Genomic DNA, 22,389 nt, shown 5'->3' with positions numbered 1-22,389 from the left:
CCGATGCGGGCGGCCGACGTCTGGCCCCAGCACCTGGGGCCCGCCGACGCAGACGCGGCGGCGGACCTCAGCGGACCTGGAGACTCAGGTTGCCATGGCGGTTCTGGTAGACGCGGAGATCGCGTGCCCCTTGAGCCCGGCCGCCCACTCGGACCGCTCGAAGCGCTCGATGGTTCACCACGCCGAACAGCACGTTCCGAACGTTGAAGTCCCAATACCCGTCAGCCATCGGCTGCCCGTGTCGCAGCGTCGCCGGATCGATGCGTGCCACCGAGGTCGCCGTGACGTCGGGATAGCCGGGATCATCGCTCACCTTCACCACCGTCTCGGTCGGCACGAGCCAGGTCATCGCGGTGTCGCGTGAGCGCAGACCCACCTGGCTCGATGCCGCGGCGAGATCCCCGTCGAGGGAGATGAGCTCCGGACCGAGCACGCGCTCGAGCTCGGGCGTCAACGCCCGGCGGACCCGGCCGTCGTCGACCACGAGATCGAGGAAGCCGCCCCGGTGCGCCATCCACGTGGTCGAGGTCCGAAGGGTGATGATCGAGTCCTCGATGGCGACGGATCGAGCGAAGCCGATGCCGACGATGCCGTCGTCGAAGGCGGCGAGCGATTCGACGAGATCGGGGCGCCCGATTCGGAGGAGGTGCGCGCGGGCAGCGAGGTGGTTCGGCAGCGTGCCCAGGATGTCGGGGTCGCCGAACTCCGTGACGAGTCGTGCCGCGTGCGACAGTGTCAGCGCGCGGTCCTCGGCAGAGCGGCGCAGCATCGCCGGTCCGACAGCGGGCAGCACTCGATCTCGGAACTGCAGCGCGAGGAGCAGCCGGCGTTGCCGTCGGTCCTCGGGCCGGTCGAGGGCGGTGGCGATGTGTTCGACGACGCTGCCGAGCGCGGTCCACCATTCCTCGGCGTTCTCGCCGAAACTCGTCGACGTCGTGCGGCCGTCGCGTACCCAGTGGTAGAACGGCTCGTCAGAACGGATGGCGACTCGGGAGGTGCGTCGTGCGACATCGACGTTGAAGTGGACGTCCTCCCACAACTGGCGATCGCCTTCCGGGAAGCGGATCGCGTGTTCGCGCAGAACCGAGGCGCGGTAGAGCTTGTGCGGGTTCGTCGGGACGAGCGGGTGGACGTCCTCGCGGACGCCGGCGTCGTCGTAGTTGCCGTCGAAGACGTCGAGGCCCCACTTGGCCTGGTCGGTTCGGGCCTCCTTGCCGGCGAAGACGTCGGCACCGGTGCGCTCGAGGGTCTCGAGTGCCGACGCCAGCGACGTCGGATACAGCTCGTCGTCGTGATCGGCGAAGAGGATGAACTCGCCGGCTGCGAGCTCGATGCCGACGTTGCGTGGGCGGCTCGGCCAGCCGGAGTGCTCGATCCGGTGGAATCGGGCGTTCGGCTCGCGCGCGACGAGTTCGCTGATCCATGCGGCGTCGGCTTCGGGCGAGCCGTCGTCGACGATGAGCACCTCGAACCGCTCGGATGGCAGGGTCTGTGCGCGCAGGGATGCGAGGAGCCGCTCGAGCCCCGCGCCCGAGCGATAGGTCGGGACGACGACGGTGACGGAGGGCGATGCCGCCCCACCCGAGGTCTGCTCAGCCACGGTCGCTCGCAAGGCGTGCCGTTCCGTCACCGACGATGAGGTTCCATGGGGCGAGTTCGGGAGACCGACTCGACGGCAACCATCGATAGCGGCCGGCCTCCGGCGGCAGTTCGATCGTCGCTCGGGCACCGTTCTCGGCCGATGCGTAGCGCACCGGGAACCGGGTCGCGGGGTGTTCGCGACGCAGGACTCGGCGGAGCCCGCCAACGAGCTTGGACCGGACTCCGTCCCGGCGGTACGCGAGTTCGACCCAGCCGTCGCCGGTGCCGGTGCCGCTCACCGCGACGTCGGGCAGTTCGAGGGTGACGCGCATGCCGCCCTCGTGACGCTCGGCCGAGATCACGGGACCGGGAGCCGATCCGTCGAACAACGACGTCACGTGACCGCCGAGGTCGATGCTGAGGTTGCCGTCGCGGTTCGCATAGGCGACCGCCGGGCGGCCGTCGAGCAGCGCGGCGACGGCCGGGGAGGTCGTTCGCACCCGAGGCTGCTGCACTCGACCGGCGCGGTTCACACGCAGGAACACGTCCCACACCTGATCGTCGAGGGGTGCACCGGCCGCCGCGGAGGCGACGTCGAGACGACCGTCGGCGCGGAGGGAGAAACGGGCTTCGAGGCCGTCGGCCAGGGGCGAGACCGTGCGGTGGGATGTCTCGCTGGGGACGAGCCAGGCGAGTCGTGATCGCCGACCCCGCACCGCGAACGCAGCGGATGTCGCAGCGAGTTCGTCGCTCACGTCGAACTCGTCTGCCGAGCCGAGCGGACCGATCGCCTCGACGGGTGCCGCGAGCACGCGCTCGCCGTCGACGCGGAACGTTCCGCCACCGGGCAGCCGCTGCACGGACGACGACGTTGCGGCGAGCACGAGGGCGCCGTCGTCCCAGCGGAGCGAGATGAGCTCCGCTGCGCCGAATCGATCGGTGCCCGCGGTCGTCGAGATCTTCGCGAGCAGTTCCGGGTCGCCGGAGCGGAGGGCACGTGCGGTCGCGAGCGCGCCCGCATCCAGCGCAGCATCGTCGGCCTCGTCCATGAACCGCGTCTGCAGGGCGCGTGCGCGTTCCTCGACCAGTGCGCGTTCCTCAGCGGGTCGCTTGCCGTGCGCGGGAACGAAGGAGCTGAGAATCCTGCTCCGGTACTGGTGAAGCCGCAGTTGCCGCGCCTGCAGCGAGTCGCGGCCGAGGTGCTGGTCGGCCGACTCGAGGACACGCTCGAGATAGTCCCACCACGCCGGGTCGGATCGCTTGAACGTCGTGGATCCGCTGCCGTCGGTCTGCACCCAGTGGTAGAACGGCACGGAGGTCAGCGTCGAGATCGTCGTCGCATGGGCCGCGACCTCGATGTTGAAGAACGCGTCCTCCCAGAAGACCCGGCGGCCCTCGGGGAAGCGGATGCCGTGTTCGCGCAGGAACTCCGCGCGGTAGAGCTTGTGCGGGTTCATCGGGATCAACGGGTGAGCGTCGTCACGCCCGAGGTCCTGCTCGCGGTCGTCGCGATAGGTGTCGAGGGCCCAACCGGGGTCGTGCGTTCGGGCCTCCTTGCCGTTCAGGACGTCGGCGCCGGCTCGCCGTGCGAATTCGAAGGCGCCCCGGAGTGCGTCGGGGTAGAGCTCGTCGTCGTGATCCATGTACAGGACGTACTCGCCGACGGCGAGGTCGGTGCCGACGTTCCGGGGCCGCGAGGCCCAGCCGGAGTTCTCGATGCGCTCGACCCGCACGTTGGGCCTGGTGGCGGCGATGCGCTGCAGTCGCTCGACCGTGCCGTCGGGCGATCCGTCGTCGACGAAGATGACCTCGAATTCGTCGGCGGGCATCGTCTGCCCGTCGAGGGAGGCCACCAGCTTGTCGAGGCCGGGACCGGAGGAGTACGTCGCAACGACGACGCTGACCTTGAGCATGTGGCGGGTCTTTCTGTGACGGTCAGCAGTGCTGAGCGAGGGGGAGAAGCGCTGCTACTCGTCTTCGACGAGGTGCTCGACGATGAGCCGAGCAGTGCCGAGGTCCTGCGGGGTCGTGATCTTGATGTTGTTCACGTGCCCCTCGACGATCCGCACCGAGGTTCCTGCGAACTCGGCGACGAGGTCGGCGTCGTCGCTCACACGTGAGTACTCGGTCTCGACGGCCTGTCGGTAGGCGTGATCGAGGAGCTCGCGCTTGAAGCCCTGCGGCGTCTGGCCGAGCCAGGAGTGCGATCGGTCGAGCGACCCCTCGATGAAGCCGTCGTCGCTGACGAGCTTGACCTGCACCGTGCTCGGCATGCCGAGCATGGCGGCGCCGTGCTCGACCGTCGCCGAGACGACACGCTCGATGAGCTCCGCCGTGGCGAACGGCCTGACGCCGTCGTGGGTGATCACGATGTCGCCCGTGGTGGCTTCGAGGCCGTTCATCGCCGAGAGATGGCGCTCGGCGCCGCCGTGCACGAACGTGACCTCGAGCCCGCCCTCCTCGACGAGGATCCGCCGGTACTCGGCCTCGTGCTCGGGGCTCACGGTGACGATGACCTCGTCGATGATCGGCACCATCATCGACCGGACGGTGCGTTCGATGATCGTCATCCCGTCGAGTTCGACGAGCAGCTTGTTCGAGCCGAATCGGGTGCCCTTGCCGGCGCACGTGACGATCGCCGAAACCTTGTGTCCCTCGTACATCAGACCGCCTCTCGGATCGATCGGGCGAATTCGCGGATGCCGTCGAGTTCGGCGGCCGCGTCGAGCAGGTAGTCTCCGGATGCGCCGAACAGCCCGGCGTGCTCCGTGCGCATGTCGCGGCTGTACATCGCGGCGAACGGGTCGGCCGGTCCGGGGTCGTTCTGCGACACGTCGACGCCGAATCCCTCGAGCGCGACGGTGTCGGCGCGGAGCGGCGGGGTGGCCAGGTTCAACGACTCGATGCCCGCCTCGAGCGCGACGCCGATGTCGTTCCAGAGACGTCGGGCGTCGTAGTACTGGAACTCGGCATCGGGCCGGATGTGCTCGACCCGGTAGTCGTTCGCGAGATCGTAGACGATGCCCTTCTTCAGGCCGTCTCCGTACAGCTGCGGGAGCCGAACCACGAGGGTGTCGTGCGCAGCGGAGAGGCGCTGCTCCTGATGGAGGCGGTTGGCGCCGTAGGGAGTGAGGTCCGCGGGGCTCAACGGCGTCGACTCGGTCGGCGCCGAGCCGCCGGGGTACACGCAGACGGTCGAGACGAGCACGAGCTTGCCGATGCGCACCGAGTCGAGGCGGTCGGCGAGCGCGTCGATCTCGGCGAGATCCTCAGCTCCGTGGCGGTTGATCCGGTGGGAGTCCGCACGATTGCCGGCGCTCACGACCAGATCGAACGACTCGTTCGCGATCTCGGCGATGTTCCGGGTGTTGTAGACGGCGTCGAACTCGTGACGGGCGGCGAGGTTGGTTCCGACGAAGCCGGTGTAGCCGATGAGGGCGGTTCGCACATCTGCCTTTCCTAGAGGGGTGCTGACAGAAGGAGTGTAGTGGACACGGCTTCACGGCCCGCTCGGATTCGGGCGGAGGCGCCTGTCGGGTTCACTCGCGCCGGAGGGCGTCGCGCCAGCTCATGTCGCGCGCCGCCTTGACCGCGCACACGACGAGCAGCATCCAACCGCCCTCGAAGAGCGCGAAGCTCTCGGCGAACGAGGTCACCGTGATCGCGACGAGCATGAGCGCCGGCCACACGTAGACGACGCTGCGCCGCGTCGAGGCGAGCAGCCAGGCGCGAACGAGGGCGACTCCGAGCAATGCGATGAAGAGCAGCGCGCCGATCACGCCGACCTGGAAGTAGACGTCGATGTATGCGTTCAGTGCGGTGCCGTGAGCGCGGCCCGTGGCGAGTTCGATCCACGTGTACGGCGGGGCATCCGGCCAGGGGCCCACCCATCCCCAGCCCTGCAGCGGGTTGAGGTTCAGGTATCGCGACAGCTCGCGCCAGACATCGAGGCGAACGTCGAACTCGCTGCGCGCGTCGAGGAGTTCGATGATGCGGATGCGGAAGATCCACGCTGCGACGATCGTCACGACGCCGGTGGCGAGCAGGGCGATCTGCCAGCGCCACCGCGTGGGCGCGGACGCCTTCCGCAGGCCGTAGAGCGCGGCCAGCGCCAGGAGGGCGGCGCCGAGGGCGAACCAAGTCGTCGGCGATCCCGAGAGGACCAGGCACAGCCCGGCGAGCGTCAGCGAGAGGATGGCGCGAGTGCGCTGCACGATCTTCATGCGCCATTCGACGAGGAACGTGAGCAGCGCGATGAGCGCGACGAACCCGAGCATGTTGCGCGATCCGAAGATGCCCTGGATCGGTCCGAGCCCCGCGATGCCGCCCTGGATGCCGAGCACGCGGATGGGGATGTCGAAGATGATGCCCGAGAGCACCTCGAGCACGATCGAGACGCCGAGGAGCGCCCGCAGGACGTCGCCGAACGCGCGCACGATCTGGATGGTGTCGCGCATCAGGGCGATGTAGACGCCGATGAACGCGAAGGCCACGAGGTAGCCGACGCGGGCGACGGATGCCAGTGCGGGCAGGCTGCTCCACAGGATCGACGCCGTGCACCACCCGATGAACACGAGGATCGAGAGCGGGAGGATGCCGTACCATTCCACGGCGCGCCAGCGCGCCACGAGGGAGGCGGCGCAGAGCACGAGGAGCCCGGCGATCGCGGCGAGGAGGCCCGGTGTGCCGATGATGCTGCGCACGGCATGCGTCGAGAAGGAGAGGCCCACGGCGGTCAGCGTGAGCGCCTGGGCGAACCGGGCCGAGCCGACGAACCCGCGCAGCGCGATGCTCAGCGGCGATGCGCCGGATGCGCCCGACGTGCCGTCGTTGCGATCGCGGCCGGCTCCGGGCAGGCTCATCGGCGGTCGCCCCCGATGCGCGAGGCTCGGCTCATCGAGCGACCTCGGGAGGAGGCATCCGCGATGCCGGCACCGGCACGGGCTCGGCTGGAAGGGGTTCGTGCTCCCACTGCCGCCGCTTGGTCGACCAGGCGATCGCGATGAGCAGCAGCCAGCCGCTCTCGATCAGGAGACGGCTCTCGGCGAAGCTCTGACCGATGAGCGCGACGAGCAGGAGCAGCGGCACGAGGGCGGCGGCGGAATGGGGGAGCGGCCGCCCCGCGGCATCCATCGGACGGTCGACGGCGAGGAACCACGAGCGCCACAGCGCACCGGTCACGATGGAGGCGAATGCGATCACGCCGATGATGCCGAGCTGCATCCACACGTCGAGCCAGGCGTTGTGCGCCTGCAGGTAGGTCACGCCCTTGCGCACGGCGAGATCCTCGAACGGTTCGACCCAGGGCACCCAGTAGCCGACCCAGCCCCAGCCGAACCACGGTCGTTCGACGGCGAGCCCGATCACGGAGTTCCAGATGTCGAACCGGCCGGTGAGGTCTTCGCTCTTGCCGAAGAGGTCGAGCAGCCGATCCCAGAAGACGATCAGCGCGGTGACCGCCGCCACGAGCGTCGCCGCGGCGGCCCAGTACAGCCCACGACGGCGATCGGGCCCGACCCTCCTCGCCCAGAGCGCGAAGCCGAGCGCCACGAGCACGATGACGGCGACGAGGATGACGGTCGCCGACCGGGTGAGCGCGAACACGAGGCCGGCGACGACGATCCACGCGATGCCGGAGCCACGGCGAACGCTGCCGGCCGCGAGCATGGCCCCGAACACGACGAGTCCGAGCAGCGCCACCATCGCCAGCAGGTTGCGGCTCGCGACGATGCCCTCGATGGGGCCGCCGTCGAAGAGGAGTCCGCGCGACCAGTAGAAGGCCATGGGCAGCTTCTCGCCCGTGACCTCGAAATCGGGGAAGTTCGGCAGCAGCGGCCCGCCGACGAAGATCGCGACCCAGAGCTCGAAGGCGAGCGAGAGGCCGAGCACCCACTTGAGCGCGCCGCCGAGGCAGCGCACGAACTGCGTCCAGTTCAGGCACAGCACGAGGGCGACGGCGGTGAACGTGGTCGCGAGGGTGATGGCCACGCCGAGCGCGGATGCCCCGGGGTAGAACGACCACGCGATCGAGGCCGTCGCGAGCAGCACGAAGACGAGGGTCGACTTCGGCACCCGGCGCCAGATCCACCTCGGCTTCACCTGGGCGACCAGCACGACCGCGCCGATCAGCACCAGGGCGGCGACGATGCCGAATCCCCACCAGCCGAGCAGGTTGCGCCAGAACTGGCCGGCGAGCACGGTGAACAGCGCGAACGTCGCGTACGCCGTGATCCAGCGTCGTCGATCGGTGCTCATGAGGTACAGGCTATCGCGGGCCCGGCTGCGTCCATCCGGCGGCTGGCGCGAGCGGGACCGAACCCGTCTGCTTGATAGTTTGGACCCACACGACCGAGAGGAACCCCGGGCATGTTCACAGCGATCGGCAACACCCCGCGCGACTACGGCTGGGGCTCCGCCACGGCGATCGCGGAGTTCCGCGGTACCGACGCCTCCGGGGCGCCCGAGGCCGAGCTCTGGCTCGGAGCGCACCCGGGTTCGCCGGCTCGGGTGCTCGACGCGGCATCCGTCGGGCACGCCGATCTCGCAGCCTGGATCGAGGCCGATCCCGTGCGGGCGCTCGGCGCCCGTCTCGCCGCGGAAGGTGCACGGCTGCCGTTCCTCATGAAGGTGCTGGCGGCGGCCGCGCCGCTCTCGCTGCAAGCGCACCCCACGCCCGCGCAGGCGCGCGCCGGGTACGCCCGCGAGGAGGCCGACGGCGTGCCGCTCACGGCATACGACCGCAACTACAAGGACGAGTTCCACAAGCCCGAGCTCATCGTCGCGGTGAGCGACACCTTCGACGCCCTCTCGGGGTTCCGTCCGCTCAGCGAGGTGCGCGGCGTGCTCGAGGTGCTGCGAGCTGCGGATGCCGCGTCGTCCGAGCCCGAACCGGCCGCGCTCGACCTGCTCGAGTCCCGCCTGTCGGGTGAGCACGCACTGCGCGACACCGTCGAGTGGCTGCTGCGCGACGGTCGCGGCGGCGACACCGGCGAGGCGTCGTGGGTCATCGACCGGGTCACGGCGCTCGCGGCATCCGAGACCGCGCTCGCCTCGCCGTACGGGCCGTCGTTCGAGACGGTCGGCGCGCTCGCCGCGGAGTACCCCGGCGACCCCGGGGTCGTGCTCTCGCTGCTGCTCAACCGGGTGCGCCTCGTTCGAGGCGAGTCGCTCTACCTCGCTGCCGGCAACATCCACGCATACCTCGACGGACTGGGCATCGAGCTCATGGCGGCCAGCGACAACGTGCTGCGCGGCGGCCTGACGCCGAAGCACATCGACGTCACCGAACTCATCGACGTGCTCGACTTCACGCCGATCGCCGCGCCCTACCTCGCCCCGCTCGAGGTCTCTCCCGGGGTGACGGCGTACCGTCCCGGCGTACCCGACTTCGAGCTGTACCGGGTCGGGCCGGCGACGCAGGTCGCGCGGGTCGAGCTCGACGGGCCGGCGATCGTGGTCGTCGAGGGCGACGGCGTCTCGATCGGCGGCGGCACCGGGGCATCCGTCGTGCTCGGTCGCGGCGAGTCGGTCTACGTCACGCCCGACGAGCGAGCGCTCGAGATCAGCGGCGCGGGCATCGCCTGGATCGCGACGACGGGATCGCCGTCGGCGCTCGTCGAATAGTTCGACGGGCCTAGGAGGCGACCCGCATGCCGAAGAGCCGGCGATAGGCCGTCGGCGTCGTCTGCAGCACCTTCACGAAGTGGTGCCGCATGACGGCGGCGGCGCCGAAGCCCGTGTCGCGGGCGATCTCCTCGAGCGTGAACGAGGTCTCTTCGAGCAGTTGCTGGGCGCGCAGCAGCCGTTGGCGGTTGAGCCACGCGTTCGGCGTCGTGCCGGTCTCGGCTCGGAACCGGCGTGCGAACGTGCGCGGCGACATGAGCGCCTTGCGGGCGAGCAGGTCGACGGTGAGGTCCTCGTCGAGGTGCTCGACCATCCACTCCGTGATCTTCGCGAAGGAGTCGCTGCGGCATTCGGCGATGGGCGACTGGATGAACTGCGACTGGCCGCCGTCGCGCTGCGGCGGCACGACCATGCGGCGGGCGATCATGTTCGCGGCGCTCGCTCCGAGTTCGGTGCGCACGATGTGGAGCGCGGCGTCGATGCCGGCGGCGGTGCCGGCCCCGGTGACGACCTTCCCGTCTTGCACGAAGAGCACGTCGGCGTCGACGTCGGCCCGGGGGAACATCTCGGCGAGGCGCTCGGTGTACATCCAGTGCGTCGTGGCGCGCCGGCCGTCGAGCACGCCGGCCCGGCCGAGCGTGAAGGCGCCGGAGCAGACGGAGAGCACCCAGGCGCCGCGTTCGACCGCGTCGCGCAGCACCTGGGAGACCCGCTCGTCGACGGGCTCGTCGATGAGCGCCGCCGGCACGGCCACCAGGTCGGCGGCGCGGGCGAAGTCGAGCCCCTCGTGCACGACGATGTCGAAGCCGAGCTTCGTGGGGATGGGCCCCGGCTCCGCTGCGACGACGTGGAAGTCGAAGGTCGGGCCGCCGGTGTCGCTGCGATCGATGCCGAACACCTCGCAGAGCACGCCGAACTCGAAGGGCGCCATCTGGGGCATGGCGATGCAGGCGATGGTCTGGAGCACGGCGGCCTCCGTTTGGCAGGAATCGGTCGTTTGATGGCCACTCTGCCACTTTCGGCAGTATCTCACAAGTCATACATTTACTGCCATGACCACGATCATCTTCCTCGTCCTCGCAGGACTCGCCGTCTGGGGTGTGCTCGCCACCGTGCTCCGCCTCGACACCGATGGCTACGGTCGACCCGAGATCCGCGACCGCAACCGGCACGCCGAGCACCAGCCCACCCGGTCCGCCTGAGCGCCTCCGACGCAGCCGGCGACCGGGCTGCGTCCGGATACGATCGATCCCGGCACGGAGACACCGCGCCGGGAGGCGGGAACATGAGCTGGCTGGTCACTGGGGGAGCGGGTTACATCGGCGCGCACGTCGTGCGCGCATTCGAGGCGCAGGGCATCGGGGCAGTCGTGCTCGACGACCTGTCGTCGGGTCGGCACGAGTTCGTCCCGGCCGGCACCCCCTTCGTGAACGGCAGCATCCTCGACGGCTCGGTGATCGAGCGCACGATCGAGCAGCACGACGTCCAGGGCGTCGTGCACCTCGCCGGATTCAAGTACGCCGGCGTCTCGGTTCAGCAACCCCTCCACACCTACCGGCAGAACGTCACCGGCACCGCCACGCTGCTCGCGGCGATGGAGTCGAAGGGTGTCGGCCGCATGGTGTTCTCGTCGAGCGCCGCCGTGTACGGCACGCCCGACGTCGACCTCGTCACCGAGGCGACCCCGAAGCATCCGGAGTCGCCCTACGGCGAGTCGAAGCTCATCGGCGAGTGGCTGCTGGCCGACCAGGCGAAGGCGGCCGGCCTCCACCACACGAGTCTGCGCTACTTCAACGTCGTCGGTTCCGGCACTCCCGAGGTGTTCGACGTCAGCCCGCACAACCTCTTCCCGCTCGTCTTCGACGCCCTGATCGACGGGCGCACCCCCCGCATCAACGGCGGCGACTACCCGACCCCCGACGGCACCTGCGTGCGCGACTACATCCACGTGGCCGACCTGGCAGAGGCGCACGTCGTCGCGGCGCGTCGCCTCGACGCCGGCGACGATCTCGAGCCGGTCTACAACCTCGGCTCCGGAGACGGCGTCTCGGTCGGCGAGATCATGCGCGCGGTCGCGGAGGTCACCGGCATCGAGTTCTCGCCGGAGATCGTCGAGCGCCGCGCCGGCGATCCCGCCCGCATCGTCGCCTCCGGCGAACTCGCGGAACGAGACCTCGATTGGCGCATGCGCCACACGCTCACGGAGATGGTCGAGAGCGCCTGGCAGGCCCGCCGCGCGGCATCCGATTCATAACGTCTGCTCAACGTCCCGGCGTGTCGAGCGGGTCATCAAGCCTCGACGGTGGATTGAGGGTTTACCATCTGCGACTTGACTCACGGGAATTACACCGGTGTAATTGGTCGTGACACACCCTCTGGGTGGTCGGTACAACTGGGTGGGAGACGATATGAGCAATCCTGAATATCGTTCTGGAGTACCTGACGATTGGTTCGTCGATCCGGTCAGGCTGGGCGTTCCGGGGGTTCGTTCGGTCTCAGACGATGACAATCCGTTGGCATGGCAGAGCGACGCGCTGTGCGCGCAAACAGATCCTGAGGCGTTCTTCCCTGAAAAGGGCGGATCGACGAGGGACGCGAAGAAGATCTGCACCGGATGCGAGGTACGCAATCAGTGCCTCGAGTACGCGCTCGGCAACGACGAGCGCTTCGGCATCTGGGGCGGGCTCTCCGAGCGTGAGCGACGCAAGCTCCGCAAACGAGCGGTCTGAGTCGTGGGGCCTGCTTCGGCGGGCCCCGCGCTCGCGGCCGCGGTCGCAACGTCTGACATTCGATCCGTCTTTTCGAGGCACGCCCGGAGTGGTGACGAATGCCGCGTGGTGCGCCGCTTAGGCTGACCCCGATGTTCCCCAGAGTCACCGCCGTCCTCGTCGCACATCACGGTGGCGACCACCTCAGACGCTCCCTCGAAGCGATTCGAGCCCAGCGCCGAGCCCCCGATGCCCTCGTCGTCGTGCTGACGGAAGCCGATGCCGAGGCGCGCGAGATCGCCGCGGCCTCGTCGCCGACGCACATCGTCGAACTCTCGCAGCGACTCTCGTTCGGCGAAGCGGTGCGCGCGGCGGACCGGGTGCTCGATGCGCCGGAGTCCGACGCCGACGCACTGTGGCTCCTCGCAGAGGACACCGCCCCGGCGCCCGAGGCGCTCGAGCGGCTCGTCGCGACCCTCGAGACGGCGAAGTCCGTCGCGATCGCCGGCCCCAAGCTCCGCGAATGGGACGATCCCGACCGCATCGCGACCTTCGGCCGGACGATGACCCGGTTCGGCCGCAGCGTCGCGCTCGTCTCGGGCGAGCTCGACCAGGGGCAGCACGACGGTCTCAGCGACGTGCTCGGGCTCGATTCCGCCGCGATCCTCGTGCGGCACACGGTCTGGCGGTCGCTCGACGGCTTCGACCCCGCGTTGCCGACCGTCGACGACGCCCTCGACTTCTCGATCAGGGCCCGCCTCGCAGGCCACCGGGTCTCGGTCGTGCCCGACGCGCACGTGCGGTTCGCCGGCGACGGCGTCGTGGGGCCGTCGGCCGACCCCCGCGCGCGCGCTGCCCGGCGCCGTACCCGCGCCGCTCGGGCCGCCGCGCTGCACCGCCGCCTGGTCTACGCACCGGCCGTCGTCGTTCCGGTGCACTGGCTGAGCTTCCTGCCGCTCGCGATCCTCCGCTCGATCCGGCTGCTGCTCGTGAAGTCGCCCGGCGCGATCACCGGTGAGTTCGCCGCAGCGCTCGGCACGATGTTCTCCGGCATGCGGGTCGCCCGCGCCCGTCGACGGCTGAAGGCGGCGCGCACGACCGGGTGGTCGGCGATCGCGCCGCTCCGGATGCAGCCCGACGAGGTGCGCCGGCGGCGACAGCACGCCGCCGAGGAGCGCCGCGCCAGAGCCCGGGGCCGGAAGCACGAGCTGCAGTTCCTCGGAACCGGCGGCGGCTGGGTGCTCCTCGTCTCGGTCGTGGCGAGTGTCGCCCTGTTCTCGTGGCTGCTCGGCGCCGGAGGCCTCAGCGGCGGGGGCATCCTCCCGCTCTCGAGCGGGCTCGACGAGCTGTGGCGCAATGCGGCCTACGGATGGCGCGACATCGGCGCCGGATTCGTCGGCGCCGCCGACCCGTTCGCCGGCGTGCTCGCCGTGCTCGGCTCGCTCTCGTTCTGGGCGCCGTCGTTCGCGCTCGTGCTGCTCTGGCTGGTCGCGGTCCCCGTCGCGACCCTGGGTGCGTGGTTCGCCGCCTCACGACTGACCGAGCGCGGCTCCGTGCGCGCGGTCGTCGCGCTCGTCTGGGGACTCGCCCCGCCGCTGCTCGTGGCGCTCGGCGACGGGCGCCCGGGCGCCGTGCTCGCCCATGTGCTGCTCGGCTGGCTCGCGTTCGCCGTGTTCGGCGCGGCGACGTCGTGGGCGGCAGCCGCGACGGCGTCCCTCCTGTTCGCGGCCGTGATCGCGGCCGCACCGAGCCTCGCGCCGGCGCTGCTCCTGGCCTGGATCGTCGGGCTCGCGGTCAGCGGTCGTGCCGCCGTGCGCCTCGCAGGCCTGCCGTTGCCGGCCTTCGTGCTCTTCGCGCCGCTCGTGTTCGAGCAACTCGGTCGCGGCGCCCCGATCGCACTGCTCGCCGACCCGGGCCTGCCGCTCCAGAGCACGGTTCCCCCCGTGTGGCAGCTCGCCCTCGGGTTCCCCGGCGAGCCATGGGGCGGCTGGTCAGCCCTCCTCGGCGACGGCGCCCTGATCGACCCGAAGCTCCTCCTGACGCTCCTCGTGGTGCCGCTCATCGTCGCCGCGCTGGCCGCCGTGCTGGCGCCGGGCATCCGCGGGGCGGTGCTCAGCCTCGGCATCGTGCTGATCGGCTTCGCGACCGCCGTCGCCGCGAGCCACGTCGCGGTGGCGGTGGCCGGTCCGGCCGCCGTGCAGCTCTGGACCGGCCCGGGGCTGAGTCTCGCCTGGCTCGGGCTCGTGCTCGCAGCGGCCATCGCGCTGAGCGCCGTGCGGCGCGGCGGCGCGGCGGTCGCGTGGTTCGTCGCCGTGACGACCATCGCGGCGGTGGTGCCGACGGGTCTGGCCATCGCCACGGCAGAGACGACGATCGGCCCGGCTGCCGAGCGCACGCTGCCGGCGTTCGTCGGTGCCGAGGCGGATACCGATCCGCGGGTGACGACGCTCCGCATCCAGCCCGAGTCCGACGGCAGCATCCGGTCGACCCTCGAGCACGGCACGGGCACGACGCTCGACGAGCAGTCGACCCTCGAGCAGACGCTCGAGGAGATGAGCGAATCGGAGGAGCAGCTCGCTGAGGTCGCCGGCAACCTCGCCTCCCGCAGCGGATTCGATCCGGATGCCGCGATCCGCGACTTCGGCGTCTCCTTCGTGCTGCTGGCTCCGCCCGCGGGAGACGACCGCGAGGCCGAGGCGACCGCGAACCGCGCGCGCACCGCCCTCGACGGCAATTCCGCCCTCATCGCGGTCGGCGAGACCGACTTCGGAACGCTCTGGAGGTTCAGCGCCGCGGAGCCCGACGCACCGGCAGCGCAGATTCCGCCGAACGCGGGCGGTGCGCTGACGGCGATCGTCAGCGCCGTGCAGCTCGTCGTGCTCGGCGCGACCCTGCTGCTCTCCATTCCGACCGGTGCCGGGCGCGAAGCCGACCGGCGCCCCGTGCGACGCCGCCCGCGCCGGCCCGCGAAGTCGCGGAAGCCTGCCGTCGCCGACGGAGCAGCCGACTCGGGCGAGGCCGATGACGGCGAGTCCGCAGACGGCGATCGTGCGGAGACCGGCGAGCAGGCGGCGACCGGCGATCCTGCGGAGACCGACGAGGCGGATGCCGCGGGCGATTCCCCTGCCGCCGACGAGCCCGCCGGCCGGGAGGAAGCGGCGGACGGCTCCGGCGCGACCTCGGCCGAAGCCTCCGAGCCGCCGGCCGACACGACGGAACCGTCGTCGCCGGTCGGATCGCCGCCCCCGGACGAGGAGCCCGACGGGGCGGCCGACCGACCCGAACCGACCGAGACGAAGGGAGACGACGATGCCCGCTGATCGCATGCGATCCATCGTCCGCATCGGCGGCAGGGCCGCCGGATTCCTCGTGGCGGCCGCGCTCGCCGTGGCCGCGCTCGGAGCCGCCGCCCTCGTGCCGTGGCCGGAGCACCGGGTCACGCCGCCCTCCCTCGTCGTGCAGCCCGCGGAGAGCCGTCAGCAGCGCGTCTGCCCGGGCCCGCTGCTCACCCTCGCCGACGATGCCGCAGCCGCGACGACCGCGTCGTCCATCGGTGAGGCCGACGTGATCGTCGGTGCCGATCCCGACGATGCCGAGATCACCGAGACCCCGATCGACGCGCCCGAGAACCCGCGCGCCGACCGCGACGGCACCCCCGTCGCGATCGAGGTCGAGCCGGGCACCGTCGATGCCGGACTGATCGCGGGAGCGCAGTCGCAATCGGCCGACACCGAGACGATGGCCGGATTCGCCGCCACGGCGTGCGCCGAGGCGACCTCCGAGTCGTGGCTCGTCGCCGGCGCCACGACGCTCGGACGCACGAGCCTCGTGATGCTCGCGAATCCCACCGACGTCGCCGCGACCGTCGACGTGCGGGTGACGGGCGAGACCGGCGCGATCGACGCCGGTTCCGCGCTCGGCATCATCGTGCCCGGCGGCAGCCAGCGGGTGGTCTCGCTCGCCGGTATCGCCCCGAACCTGTCCTCGCCGGTCGTGCACGTCACGAGTTCCGGGGGAACGATCGCCGCGACGCTCGAGCAGTCCGCCGTCGACGGTCTCGCGCCGGCGGGCGTCGAGCTCACCGGTGCCGCCGCGATGCCGGCGACCACCCAGATCATCCCCGGGTTCGTGGTCGCCGAGGCGGGCGGCATCGATCCCGCCGAGGATCACGCCGAGGGCGACGGCTTCCCGGCCGTCCGGCTGCTCGCCGTCGGTGACGAACCCGTCGACGTGTCGATCGGGCTCGTTCCCGAGACCGGCAGTGCCGCAGGCGCCACGATCGAGGCGACCCTGCAGCCTGGGCGGGCGACCGACGTGCCGCTCGGAGTGCTCGAGGCCGGGGCCTACACGGTGAGACTCGAAGCCGACGGGCCCATCGTCGCGGCAGCTCGCGCCGCCGTCGGCGGAACGGACGCTGCGCCGGCGCCGGGTGCGGCCGACATCGCGGCAGCGGGCGATTTCGCGTGGTCGGTCTCGACCGCGCCGCTTCTCGACGATGCGGTCGTCGCGATTCCCGACGGCGGTTCGCCGGTGCTGCACCTCGCGAACGAGGGCGAGGACGTCGCAGAGGTGCAGCTCACGATCGACGGATCGGCGCGCGCCATCACGATCGACGCGGGGTCGGCGGCATCCGTCGAGGTCGATGCCGGCTCGACCGTCAGGCTCGCCGGGGTCGCCGGCGTGCACGCCGCGGTGTCGTTCGACGCCGAGGGCGAGCTCGCCGCGTTCGGGGTGCAGCCGCCCGGTCCGCTCGACGCGCCCATCCGCGTGTTCCCCCGGTAGCGGCACGTCGTCGGGCGTGCGCGCACGCGCTCAGAGGTGGCGGTAGCGTCCCGGTGCGAGTTCCCACGGGTCCTTGCCGAGCAGGTCGGCGATCGCGCGGAAGACGCAGCTCTCGATGAGCAGCTTCTCTTCGCGCTCCTCACCCTCCTGCAGGCGCAGGAATCGCACGATGGGCAGGCGGTAGAAGACGATGCGACGCTCGTCGTGGAAGACCTTCCACCGGTCGACGTGGTCGTCGTGGATGGCCTCGGCCGGCCCCTGCGCGACCTCGAACACGACGCCCTCGAGTTCGGGCCAGAGCCCGCGCAGATACGCCGCGGTCGTGCCGACGGTGACGTCGAAGTCGTCGAGGCGGTTGTGCAGCATCGGCAGGTGCGGCCCGGTGACGGCCGAGCGGAGTCCGCGGCCGTGACGGTCTCGGGCGAGCCGTCGGGGCGAGCGCGGCTCGGAGGCGACACGACGGGAGCGGGGCATGCCCCCATCGTACCGAGTCGTATCCGCCGATCGCCCGCGATGCTCGCTACTCTGGTGGAGCCATGAGACGTTGTTCGCGCACTGCCTGCGCTGCCGAAGCGGTTGCCACGCTGACGTTCGACTATGCCGATTCGATGGCCGTGCTCGGCCCGCTCGCGGCGAACCGGGAGCCCCACGGCTACGACCTCTGCGCCCGGCACGCCGAGCGCACGTCGGCGCCCGTCGGGTGGCAGGTCGTGCGGCACGTGAGCATCGGTGAGGTAGGTTTCAAGGCATGAATTCCGCTGCACCTTCCGAGGCCCGAGCGCGCCTCGACGCGATCGTGAAGGCCTACGACGTCCGCGGAATCGTCGGGGAGGGGCTGACCGCCGAGACGGTCGAGGCCCTCGCCGCGGCGTTCGTCGACGAGGTCGGCGCCGCCGGTGGCCGGGTCGTCGTCGGGCACGACATGCGCGACTCCTCGCCCGGCTTCGCCGAGGCCTTCGCCCGCGGCGCGACCGCCCGCGGCGCCGACGTCGTCTCGATCGGGCTGTGCTCGACCGACGAGAGCTACTTCGCGTCCGGCTCGATGGATGCGCCCGCGGCGATGTTCACGGCGAGCCACAACCCCGCCGCCTACAACGGCATCAAGTTCTCGCGCGCCGGCGCCCAGGGCATCTCGCTCGACACCGGCCTCGCCGCGATCCGCGATCGCGCGGCCGACCACCTCGAGCAGGGCATCGTGCCCGCTGCCGAGCCCGGCACGGTCTCGACCGTCGACGTGCTCGCCGACTACGCGGCGTACCTGCGCTCGCTCGTCGACCTCAGCGGCATCCGACCGCTCAAGATCGTCGTCGACGCGGGCAACGGCATGGGCGGGCTCACGGTGCCCGCCGTGCTCGGCACCGCCGCAGGTCTCCCGGCCCTGCCCCTCGAGATCGTGCCCCTCTACTTCGAGCTCGACGGCACCTTCCCGAATCACGAGGCGAACCCGCTCGAGCCCGCGAACCTCGTCGACCTGCAGCGCGCCGTCGTCGAGCACGGCGCCGACCTCGGACTCGCGTTCGACGGCGACGCCGACCGCTGCTTCGTCGTCGACGAGCAGGGCGGCGCGGTGAACCCGTCGGCCGTCGCCGCCGTCGTCGCGCTTCGCGAGATCGCCCGCGTGCAGGCGATGGGCGAATCGGATGTCTCGGTCATCCACAACCTCATCACCTCGCGCTTCGTGCCCGAGGCGATCGAGGCCGCCGGTGCGACGGCCGTGCGCACGCGTGTCGGCCACTCGCTCATCAAGGACCAGATGAAGGCCACCGGCGCCGTCTTCGGCGGCGAGCACTCGGCCCACTACTACTTCCGCGACTTCTGGGGCGCCGACAACGGCATGCTCGCCGCCATGCACATGCTCGCCGAGTTCGGCGCGCAGCAGGCCCCGCTCTCCGAGATGTCCACGCGGTTCACCCCGTACTCGCTGTCGGGCGAGATCAACTCGGTCGTCGACGACGTTCCCGCCGCGTACACGCGCATCTTCGAGGCCTTCACCGATCGTGCCGAGTTCGACGAGCTCGACGGCCTCACCGTCACGGGCACGACCGCCGGCGACGAGGCTTTCTGGTGGTTCAACGTGCGGCCCTCGAACACCGAACCGCTGCTGCGCCTGAACGCCGAGGGGCAGGACGCTGCGACGATGGCGGCCATCCGCGACGAGGTGCTGGCGCTCATCCGCGCCTGACCCGCATCGCACCCCTCTCCGTGAAGCGGAGGTTCGGCCGGAGCCGAGCTGGCAGAATGGGCATATGACCACGCTGCCCGCGACCACCGCCCTCCCGTTCAAGGTCGCCGACCTCTCACTCGCCGACGCCGGCCGGCACCAGTTGCGGCTCGCCGAGAACGAGATGCCGGGCCTCATGGCCCTCCGCGCCGAGTTCGGTGCGTCGAAGCCCCTCGCGGGCGCTCGCATCGCCGGCAGCCTGCACATGACGGTGCAGACCGCCGTGCTCATCGAGACGCTCGTCGCGCTCGGCGCACAGGTGCGCTGGGCCAGCTGCAACATCTTCTCCACGCAAGACGAAGCGGCCGCCGCGATCGTCGTCGGCCCCGAGGGCACCGTCGACGCGCCCGCGGGTGTGCCGGTCTACGCTTGGAAGGGCGAGACGCTCGAGGAGTACTGGTGGTGCACCGACCGTATTTTCGACTGGTCGGCCGAGGCCGCGGCATCCGGCGCCGAGTGGATCGGCCCCAACATGATCCTCGACGACGGCGGCGACGCGACCCTGCTCGTGCACCGCGGCCGCGAGTTCGAGGCTGCGGGCGTCGTTCCCGAGGCGACGGATGACGCGAGCCACGAGTACCGCGTCGTGCTCGACACGCTGCGGGCGAGCCTCGAGCTGAGCGCCGACCGTTGGACCCGCATCGCCGCGGAGCTCAAGGGCGTCACCGAGGAGACCACGACGGGCGTGCACCGCCTCTACGAGCTGCATGCCGAGGGAGAGCTGCTCTTCCCGGCCATCAACGTCAACGACTCGGTCACGAAGTCGAAGTTCGACAACAAGTACGGCATCCGCCACTCGCTGCCCGACGGCCTGAACCGCGCCACCGACGTGCTCATGGGCGGCAAGGTCGCGTTCGTCGTCGGCTACGGCGATGTCGGCAAGGGTGCGGCGGAGGCCCTGCGCGGTCAGGGCGCCCGCGTCATCGTCTCGGAGGTCGACCCGATCTGCGCGCTGCAGGCATCGATGGACGGCTACCAGGTCGCCCGCCTCGACGACGTCGTCGGCGAAGTCGACATCTTCGTCACCTGCACCGGCAACAAGGACGTCGTGCGCACCGCCCACATGCTCGCCATGAAGCACCTCGCGATCGTCGCGAACGTCGGCCACTTCGACAACGAGATCGACATGGCAGGGCTCGAGTCGCTCGAGGGCGCCGAGCGCATCGAGATCAAGCCGCAGGTGCACGAGTGGCGCCTGCCGTCGGGGCGCTCGATCCTCGTGCTCTCCGAGGGGCGTCTCATGAACCTCGGCAACGCCACGGGGCATCCGTCGTTCGTCATGTCGAACTCGTTCACGAACCAGGTGCTCGCCCAGATCGAGCTGTGGACCCGCCCCGAGCAGTACCCGGTGGGCGTCTACGTGCTGCCGAAGCACCTCGACGAGAAGGTCGCGCGACTGCACCTCGACGCGCTCGGCGTCGTGCTCACCGAGCTCTCGCCCGAGCAGGCGGCCTACATCGGCGTGCCCGTCGAGGGGCCGTACAAGGTCGACCACTACCGCTACTGAGACGAGCGACGGATGCCGCGGCTCGCGGCATCCGTCGGATCCGACCCGTCGCGTGCCGTCGTGCCGGCGTCTCAGCGCTGGGGGAAGCCCGGCGGCGTCGCCGTGAGCACCGGCGCCAGCGACGCCATCCGGGCGTCCACGAGGGAGAGTGCGACGGCATCGCGCTCGCGCCGGAGCGCCGCGACGCCCGCGAGGAAGAGCTCGGGCGGCGCATCGGGCAGCGGTGAGACGAACGGGGCCACCTCGGCGGCGAGCACGGCCGCCACGCGCGCGCGGCTCTCGGGAACGAGGTGCGCGGCGTTCGTGAAGAAGGCGGCGACCCGTCGTGCGAGCGGGTCGGGCAGGCGAGCGACGTCGGCGATCGCGGCCCACGACACGAGCTGGGGCGGCACGCCGAATGCGGTCGACGGCAGCTTGGGCACCCGCTCGACCTGGCCGTGGGTTCCCGCGAGCAGGTCGCCGAGTCGCTTCGACGACGGATTCAGGAAACCGACGAGCACGGCGAGACCACCGAAGGTCAGGTAGATCTCGACGACACCGGTGAGCGCGCGGATGAACGCGTGCCGCAAGCCGATCGCCCCGCCGTCGTCGCGCACGACCCGCAGCCCCAACGCGAGCTTGCCGAGCGAGCGGCCGCGCGACGCCGTCTCGACCGTCGTGGGGATGACCACGATGCAGGTCACGATGCCCGCGATCAGGATGGCCTGGAAGCCCTTCTGGTCGATGCCGAGCCCGGAGAGGGCGAGGAGGAGGCCGACGATCAGGAGCACGGAGACGAGCACATCGATGATCGCGCCCCCGGCGCGGATGATGGCGCTCGCGGGCCGCACGTCGAGCGTGACGGCCTCGCCGGTGACGACGCCCTCGTCGTCGAATCGGCTCACGTGCTGTGCGACGACCGGGGCATCTGCCATGGGTAGTATTCAAGCAGATGGACCTCGATGCGCTCGCCTCCGCCCGTCACGACGACTGGCAGCGGCTCGACGCGCTCGCACGCCGCCGTAGGCTCGACGGCGCCGAGGCCGACGAGCTCGTCGAGCGGTATCAGAGCGCGGCATCCGACCTCTCGCTCGTGCAGACGACCGCGGGTGCGACGCCGCTCGGCGACCGCCTCTCGGTCACGCTCGCGCGGGCCAGGCTGGCGTTCACCGGTGCGCCCGAGAACCCGCTGCGGCAGTTCACGCGATTCGCGGTCGTGAGCCTGCCCGCCGCCCTCTACCGACTCCGCTGGCTGACGCTCGCCGTGGCCGTCGTCACCGTCGTCGTCGCCGCGCTCTACGCGTGGTGGATCAGCGGCGACCCGCGCGTGCTCGCGGCGCTCGGCAGCGAGGAGGAGCTGCGCCAGCTCGCCGAGGAGGGCTTCGTCGCCTACTACTCGGAGAACCCCGCTGCGTCGTTCGCTGGCGCGGTCTGGACGAACAACGCGTGGATCGCGGCGCAGTGCGTGGCCTTCGGGATCCTCGGCGTGTGGGTGCCCTGGGTGATCCTGCAGAACGCGCAGAACCTCGGCGTCAATGCGGCGGTCATGTTCGCCTACGACGAGGCCGACACGTTCTTCCTCTACATCGCCCCGCACGGGCTGCTCGAGCTCACCTGCGTCTTCGTCGCGGCGGCGGCCGGCCTCCGCATCTTCTGGGCCTGGGTGGCACCTGGCGCCCGGCCGCGAGGCGTCGCCCTCGCCGAAGACGCCCGCGCGCTCTTCAGCGTCGCGATCGGCCTCGTGTTCTTCCTCTTCGTGTCGGGCATCATCGAGGGATTCGTCACGCCGGCGCCCTGGCCCTGGCCGGTGAAGATCGGCATCGGCGTCGCTGCACTCGGCGGGTTCCTCGCCTACATGCTCGTGCTCGGCGGCCGCGCGAGTCGTGCGGGCGAGACGGGCGACCTCGTCGAGTTCGACGCAGGTTCGCAGCGCATCGTCGCGGGCTGACCCGACGCGTCGCTCGAGCCTGCGGAGACGACGATGGCGG

19 protein-coding genes are annotated in these 22,389 nt (G+C 70.9%); 10 read left to right on the top strand and 9 right to left on the bottom strand.

Translation table 11 applies throughout. The features are described 5' to 3' along the window. Positions 1 to 67: 67 nt before the first annotated feature. The 6 genes from BJY17_RS06385 to BJY17_RS06360 all read right to left on the bottom strand — a co-directional run bounded on the left by BJY17_RS06385 (position 68) and on the right by BJY17_RS06360 (position 7,836). Positions 68 to 1,600: a glycosyltransferase family 2 protein gene (locus tag BJY17_RS06385; RefSeq protein ID WP_179550619.1), complete on the bottom strand. Its 1,533-nt coding sequence runs from the start codon at positions 1,598 to 1,600 to the stop codon at positions 68 to 70. Further along, on the bottom strand, positions 1,593 to 3,494 hold the full coding sequence (locus BJY17_RS06380) for a glycosyltransferase family 2 protein (protein ID WP_179550618.1): 1,902 nt from the start codon (positions 3,492 to 3,494) through the stop codon (positions 1,593 to 1,595). Before BJY17_RS06380 ends, BJY17_RS06385 begins: the two co-directional genes overlap by 8 nt. 54 nt (positions 3,495 to 3,548) lie before the next feature. Next, positions 3,549 to 4,244: an IspD/TarI family cytidylyltransferase gene (locus tag BJY17_RS06375; protein WP_179550617.1), complete on the bottom strand. Its 696-nt coding sequence runs from the start codon at positions 4,242 to 4,244 to the stop codon at positions 3,549 to 3,551. After that, positions 4,244 to 5,029 (bottom strand): NAD-dependent epimerase/dehydratase family protein, encoded by a 786-nt coding sequence (locus BJY17_RS06370; RefSeq protein ID WP_179550616.1) that lies wholly within the window; start codon positions 5,027 to 5,029, stop codon positions 4,244 to 4,246. The genes BJY17_RS06375 and BJY17_RS06370 overlap by 1 nt, the downstream gene beginning before the upstream one ends. Positions 5,030 to 5,120: 91 nt before the next feature. Beyond that, positions 5,121 to 6,443 carry an O-antigen ligase family protein gene (locus BJY17_RS06365; RefSeq protein WP_179550615.1) on the bottom strand — a complete coding sequence of 441 codons (1,323 nt, stop codon included), beginning with the start codon at positions 6,441 to 6,443 and terminating at the stop codon, positions 5,121 to 5,123. A 31-nt stretch (positions 6,444 to 6,474) separates the two neighbouring features. Further along, a complete protein-coding gene (locus BJY17_RS06360; RefSeq protein WP_179550614.1) occupies positions 6,475 to 7,836 on the bottom strand; it encodes an O-antigen ligase family protein in 1,362 nt (453 codons plus the stop codon). Between the two features lie 111 nt (positions 7,837 to 7,947). Between BJY17_RS06360 and manA the strand changes: the two genes are divergently transcribed. Continuing rightward, positions 7,948 to 9,204, top strand: a complete 1,257-nt coding sequence (gene manA / locus BJY17_RS06355; RefSeq protein WP_179550613.1) for a mannose-6-phosphate isomerase, class I — start codon at positions 7,948 to 7,950, stop codon at positions 9,202 to 9,204. Between the two features lie 10 nt (positions 9,205 to 9,214). Here manA and BJY17_RS06350 read toward each other — a convergent pair whose 3' ends face one another. Next, a complete protein-coding gene (locus BJY17_RS06350; protein ID WP_322789763.1) occupies positions 9,215 to 10,171 on the bottom strand; it encodes a GlxA family transcriptional regulator in 957 nt (318 codons plus the stop codon). Positions 10,172 to 10,256: 85 nt separating this feature from the next. On the opposite strand from BJY17_RS06350, the gene BJY17_RS06345 reads away from it, so the two are divergent. The 5 genes from BJY17_RS06345 (at position 10,257) to BJY17_RS06325 (ending at position 16,694) form a co-directional block, all read left to right on the top strand. Then, positions 10,257 to 10,406: a hypothetical protein gene (locus BJY17_RS06345; RefSeq protein ID WP_179550612.1), complete on the top strand. Its 150-nt coding sequence runs from the start codon at positions 10,257 to 10,259 to the stop codon at positions 10,404 to 10,406. An 83-nt stretch (positions 10,407 to 10,489) separates the two neighbouring features. Next, positions 10,490 to 11,458 (top strand): UDP-glucose 4-epimerase GalE, encoded by a 969-nt coding sequence (galE, locus tag BJY17_RS06340; RefSeq protein ID WP_179550611.1) that lies wholly within the window; start codon positions 10,490 to 10,492, stop codon positions 11,456 to 11,458. A gap of 154 nt (positions 11,459 to 11,612) precedes the next feature. Beyond that, complete coding sequence (locus BJY17_RS06335; protein WP_074258598.1) at positions 11,613 to 11,933, top strand: WhiB family transcriptional regulator; 321 nt, start codon at positions 11,613 to 11,615, stop codon at positions 11,931 to 11,933. A 131-nt stretch (positions 11,934 to 12,064) separates the two neighbouring features. Next, complete coding sequence (locus BJY17_RS06330; RefSeq protein ID WP_179550610.1) at positions 12,065 to 15,232, top strand: glycosyltransferase; 3,168 nt, start codon at positions 12,065 to 12,067, stop codon at positions 15,230 to 15,232. A gap of 4 nt (positions 15,233 to 15,236) precedes the next feature. Next, complete coding sequence (locus BJY17_RS06325) at positions 15,237 to 16,694, top strand: DUF5719 family protein (RefSeq protein WP_179550609.1); 1,458 nt, start codon at positions 15,237 to 15,239, stop codon at positions 16,692 to 16,694. 30 nt (positions 16,695 to 16,724) lie between these two features. Here the strand turns inward: BJY17_RS06325 and BJY17_RS06320 are convergent, their stop codons facing one another. After that, entirely contained in the window at positions 16,725 to 17,168 is a 444-nt protein-coding gene (locus BJY17_RS06320) for a hypothetical protein (RefSeq protein WP_179550608.1), read from the bottom strand. A 62-nt stretch (positions 17,169 to 17,230) separates the two neighbouring features. Between BJY17_RS06320 and BJY17_RS06315 the strand changes: the two genes are divergently transcribed. The 3 genes from BJY17_RS06315 (at position 17,231) to ahcY (ending at position 20,422) form a co-directional block, all read left to right on the top strand. After that, entirely contained in the window at positions 17,231 to 17,446 is a 216-nt protein-coding gene (locus BJY17_RS06315) for a DUF3499 family protein (protein ID WP_179550607.1), read from the top strand. After that, positions 17,443 to 18,876, top strand: coding sequence for a phosphomannomutase/phosphoglucomutase (locus BJY17_RS06310; protein WP_179550606.1), 1,434 nt, complete (start codon positions 17,443 to 17,445; stop codon positions 18,874 to 18,876). Before BJY17_RS06315 ends, BJY17_RS06310 begins: the two co-directional genes overlap by 4 nt. Positions 18,877 to 18,940: 64 nt before the next feature. Continuing rightward, positions 18,941 to 20,422: an adenosylhomocysteinase gene (gene ahcY / locus BJY17_RS06305; protein ID WP_179550605.1), complete on the top strand. Its 1,482-nt coding sequence runs from the start codon at positions 18,941 to 18,943 to the stop codon at positions 20,420 to 20,422. A gap of 71 nt (positions 20,423 to 20,493) precedes the next feature. Here the strand turns inward: ahcY and BJY17_RS06300 are convergent, their stop codons facing one another. Continuing rightward, complete coding sequence (locus BJY17_RS06300; protein WP_179550604.1) at positions 20,494 to 21,336, bottom strand: RDD family protein; 843 nt, start codon at positions 21,334 to 21,336, stop codon at positions 20,494 to 20,496. A 17-nt stretch (positions 21,337 to 21,353) separates the two neighbouring features. Here BJY17_RS06300 and BJY17_RS06295 point away from each other — a divergent pair, with 17 nt between their 5' ends. Then, positions 21,354 to 22,349 (top strand): stage II sporulation protein M, encoded by a 996-nt coding sequence (locus BJY17_RS06295; protein WP_179550603.1) that lies wholly within the window; start codon positions 21,354 to 21,356, stop codon positions 22,347 to 22,349. Positions 22,350 to 22,389 lie beyond the last annotated feature (40 nt).

The organism is Agromyces hippuratus, assembly GCF_013410355.1.
Lineage (GTDB): Bacteria > Actinomycetota > Actinomycetes > Actinomycetales > Microbacteriaceae > Agromyces > Agromyces hippuratus.
The sequence above is the reverse complement of the archived record's forward strand: the minus strand, read 5'-3'. Positions and strand labels throughout refer to the sequence as shown.

What these genes read in the sequence shown, in the direction of transcription:
- BJY17_RS06375 (WP_179550617.1), bottom strand. Translation starts at nt 4,244, where the DNA reads ATGTACGAGGGACACAAGGTTTCGGCGATCGTCACGTGCGCCGGCAAG.
- BJY17_RS06365 (WP_179550615.1), bottom strand. Translation starts at nt 6,443, where the DNA reads ATGAGCCTGCCCGGAGCCGGCCGCGATCGCAACGACGGCACGTCGGGC.
- manA (WP_179550613.1), top strand. Translation starts at nt 7,948, where the DNA reads ATGTTCACAGCGATCGGCAACACCCCGCGCGACTACGGCTGGGGCTCC.
- BJY17_RS06335 (WP_074258598.1), top strand. Translation starts at nt 11,613, where the DNA reads ATGAGCAATCCTGAATATCGTTCTGGAGTACCTGACGATTGGTTCGTC.
- BJY17_RS06300 (WP_179550604.1), bottom strand. Translation starts at nt 21,336, where the DNA reads ATGGCAGATGCCCCGGTCGTCGCACAGCACGTGAGCCGATTCGACGAC.
- BJY17_RS06380 (WP_179550618.1), bottom strand. Translation starts at nt 3,494, where the DNA reads ATGCTCAAGGTCAGCGTCGTCGTTGCGACGTACTCCTCCGGTCCCGGC.
- galE (WP_179550611.1), top strand. Translation starts at nt 10,490, where the DNA reads ATGAGCTGGCTGGTCACTGGGGGAGCGGGTTACATCGGCGCGCACGTC.
- ahcY (WP_179550605.1), top strand. Translation starts at nt 18,941, where the DNA reads ATGACCACGCTGCCCGCGACCACCGCCCTCCCGTTCAAGGTCGCCGAC.
- BJY17_RS06315 (WP_179550607.1), top strand. Translation starts at nt 17,231, where the DNA reads ATGAGACGTTGTTCGCGCACTGCCTGCGCTGCCGAAGCGGTTGCCACG.
- BJY17_RS06320 (WP_179550608.1), bottom strand. Translation starts at nt 17,168, where the DNA reads ATGCCCCGCTCCCGTCGTGTCGCCTCCGAGCCGCGCTCGCCCCGACGG.
- BJY17_RS06345 (WP_179550612.1), top strand. Translation starts at nt 10,257, where the DNA reads ATGACCACGATCATCTTCCTCGTCCTCGCAGGACTCGCCGTCTGGGGT.
- BJY17_RS06295 (WP_179550603.1), top strand. Translation starts at nt 21,354, where the DNA reads ATGGACCTCGATGCGCTCGCCTCCGCCCGTCACGACGACTGGCAGCGG.
- BJY17_RS06325 (WP_179550609.1), top strand. Translation starts at nt 15,237, where the DNA reads ATGCGATCCATCGTCCGCATCGGCGGCAGGGCCGCCGGATTCCTCGTG.
- BJY17_RS06330 (WP_179550610.1), top strand. Translation starts at nt 12,065, where the DNA reads ATGTTCCCCAGAGTCACCGCCGTCCTCGTCGCACATCACGGTGGCGAC.
- BJY17_RS06360 (WP_179550614.1), bottom strand. Translation starts at nt 7,836, where the DNA reads ATGAGCACCGATCGACGACGCTGGATCACGGCGTACGCGACGTTCGCG.
- BJY17_RS06310 (WP_179550606.1), top strand. Translation starts at nt 17,443, where the DNA reads ATGAATTCCGCTGCACCTTCCGAGGCCCGAGCGCGCCTCGACGCGATC.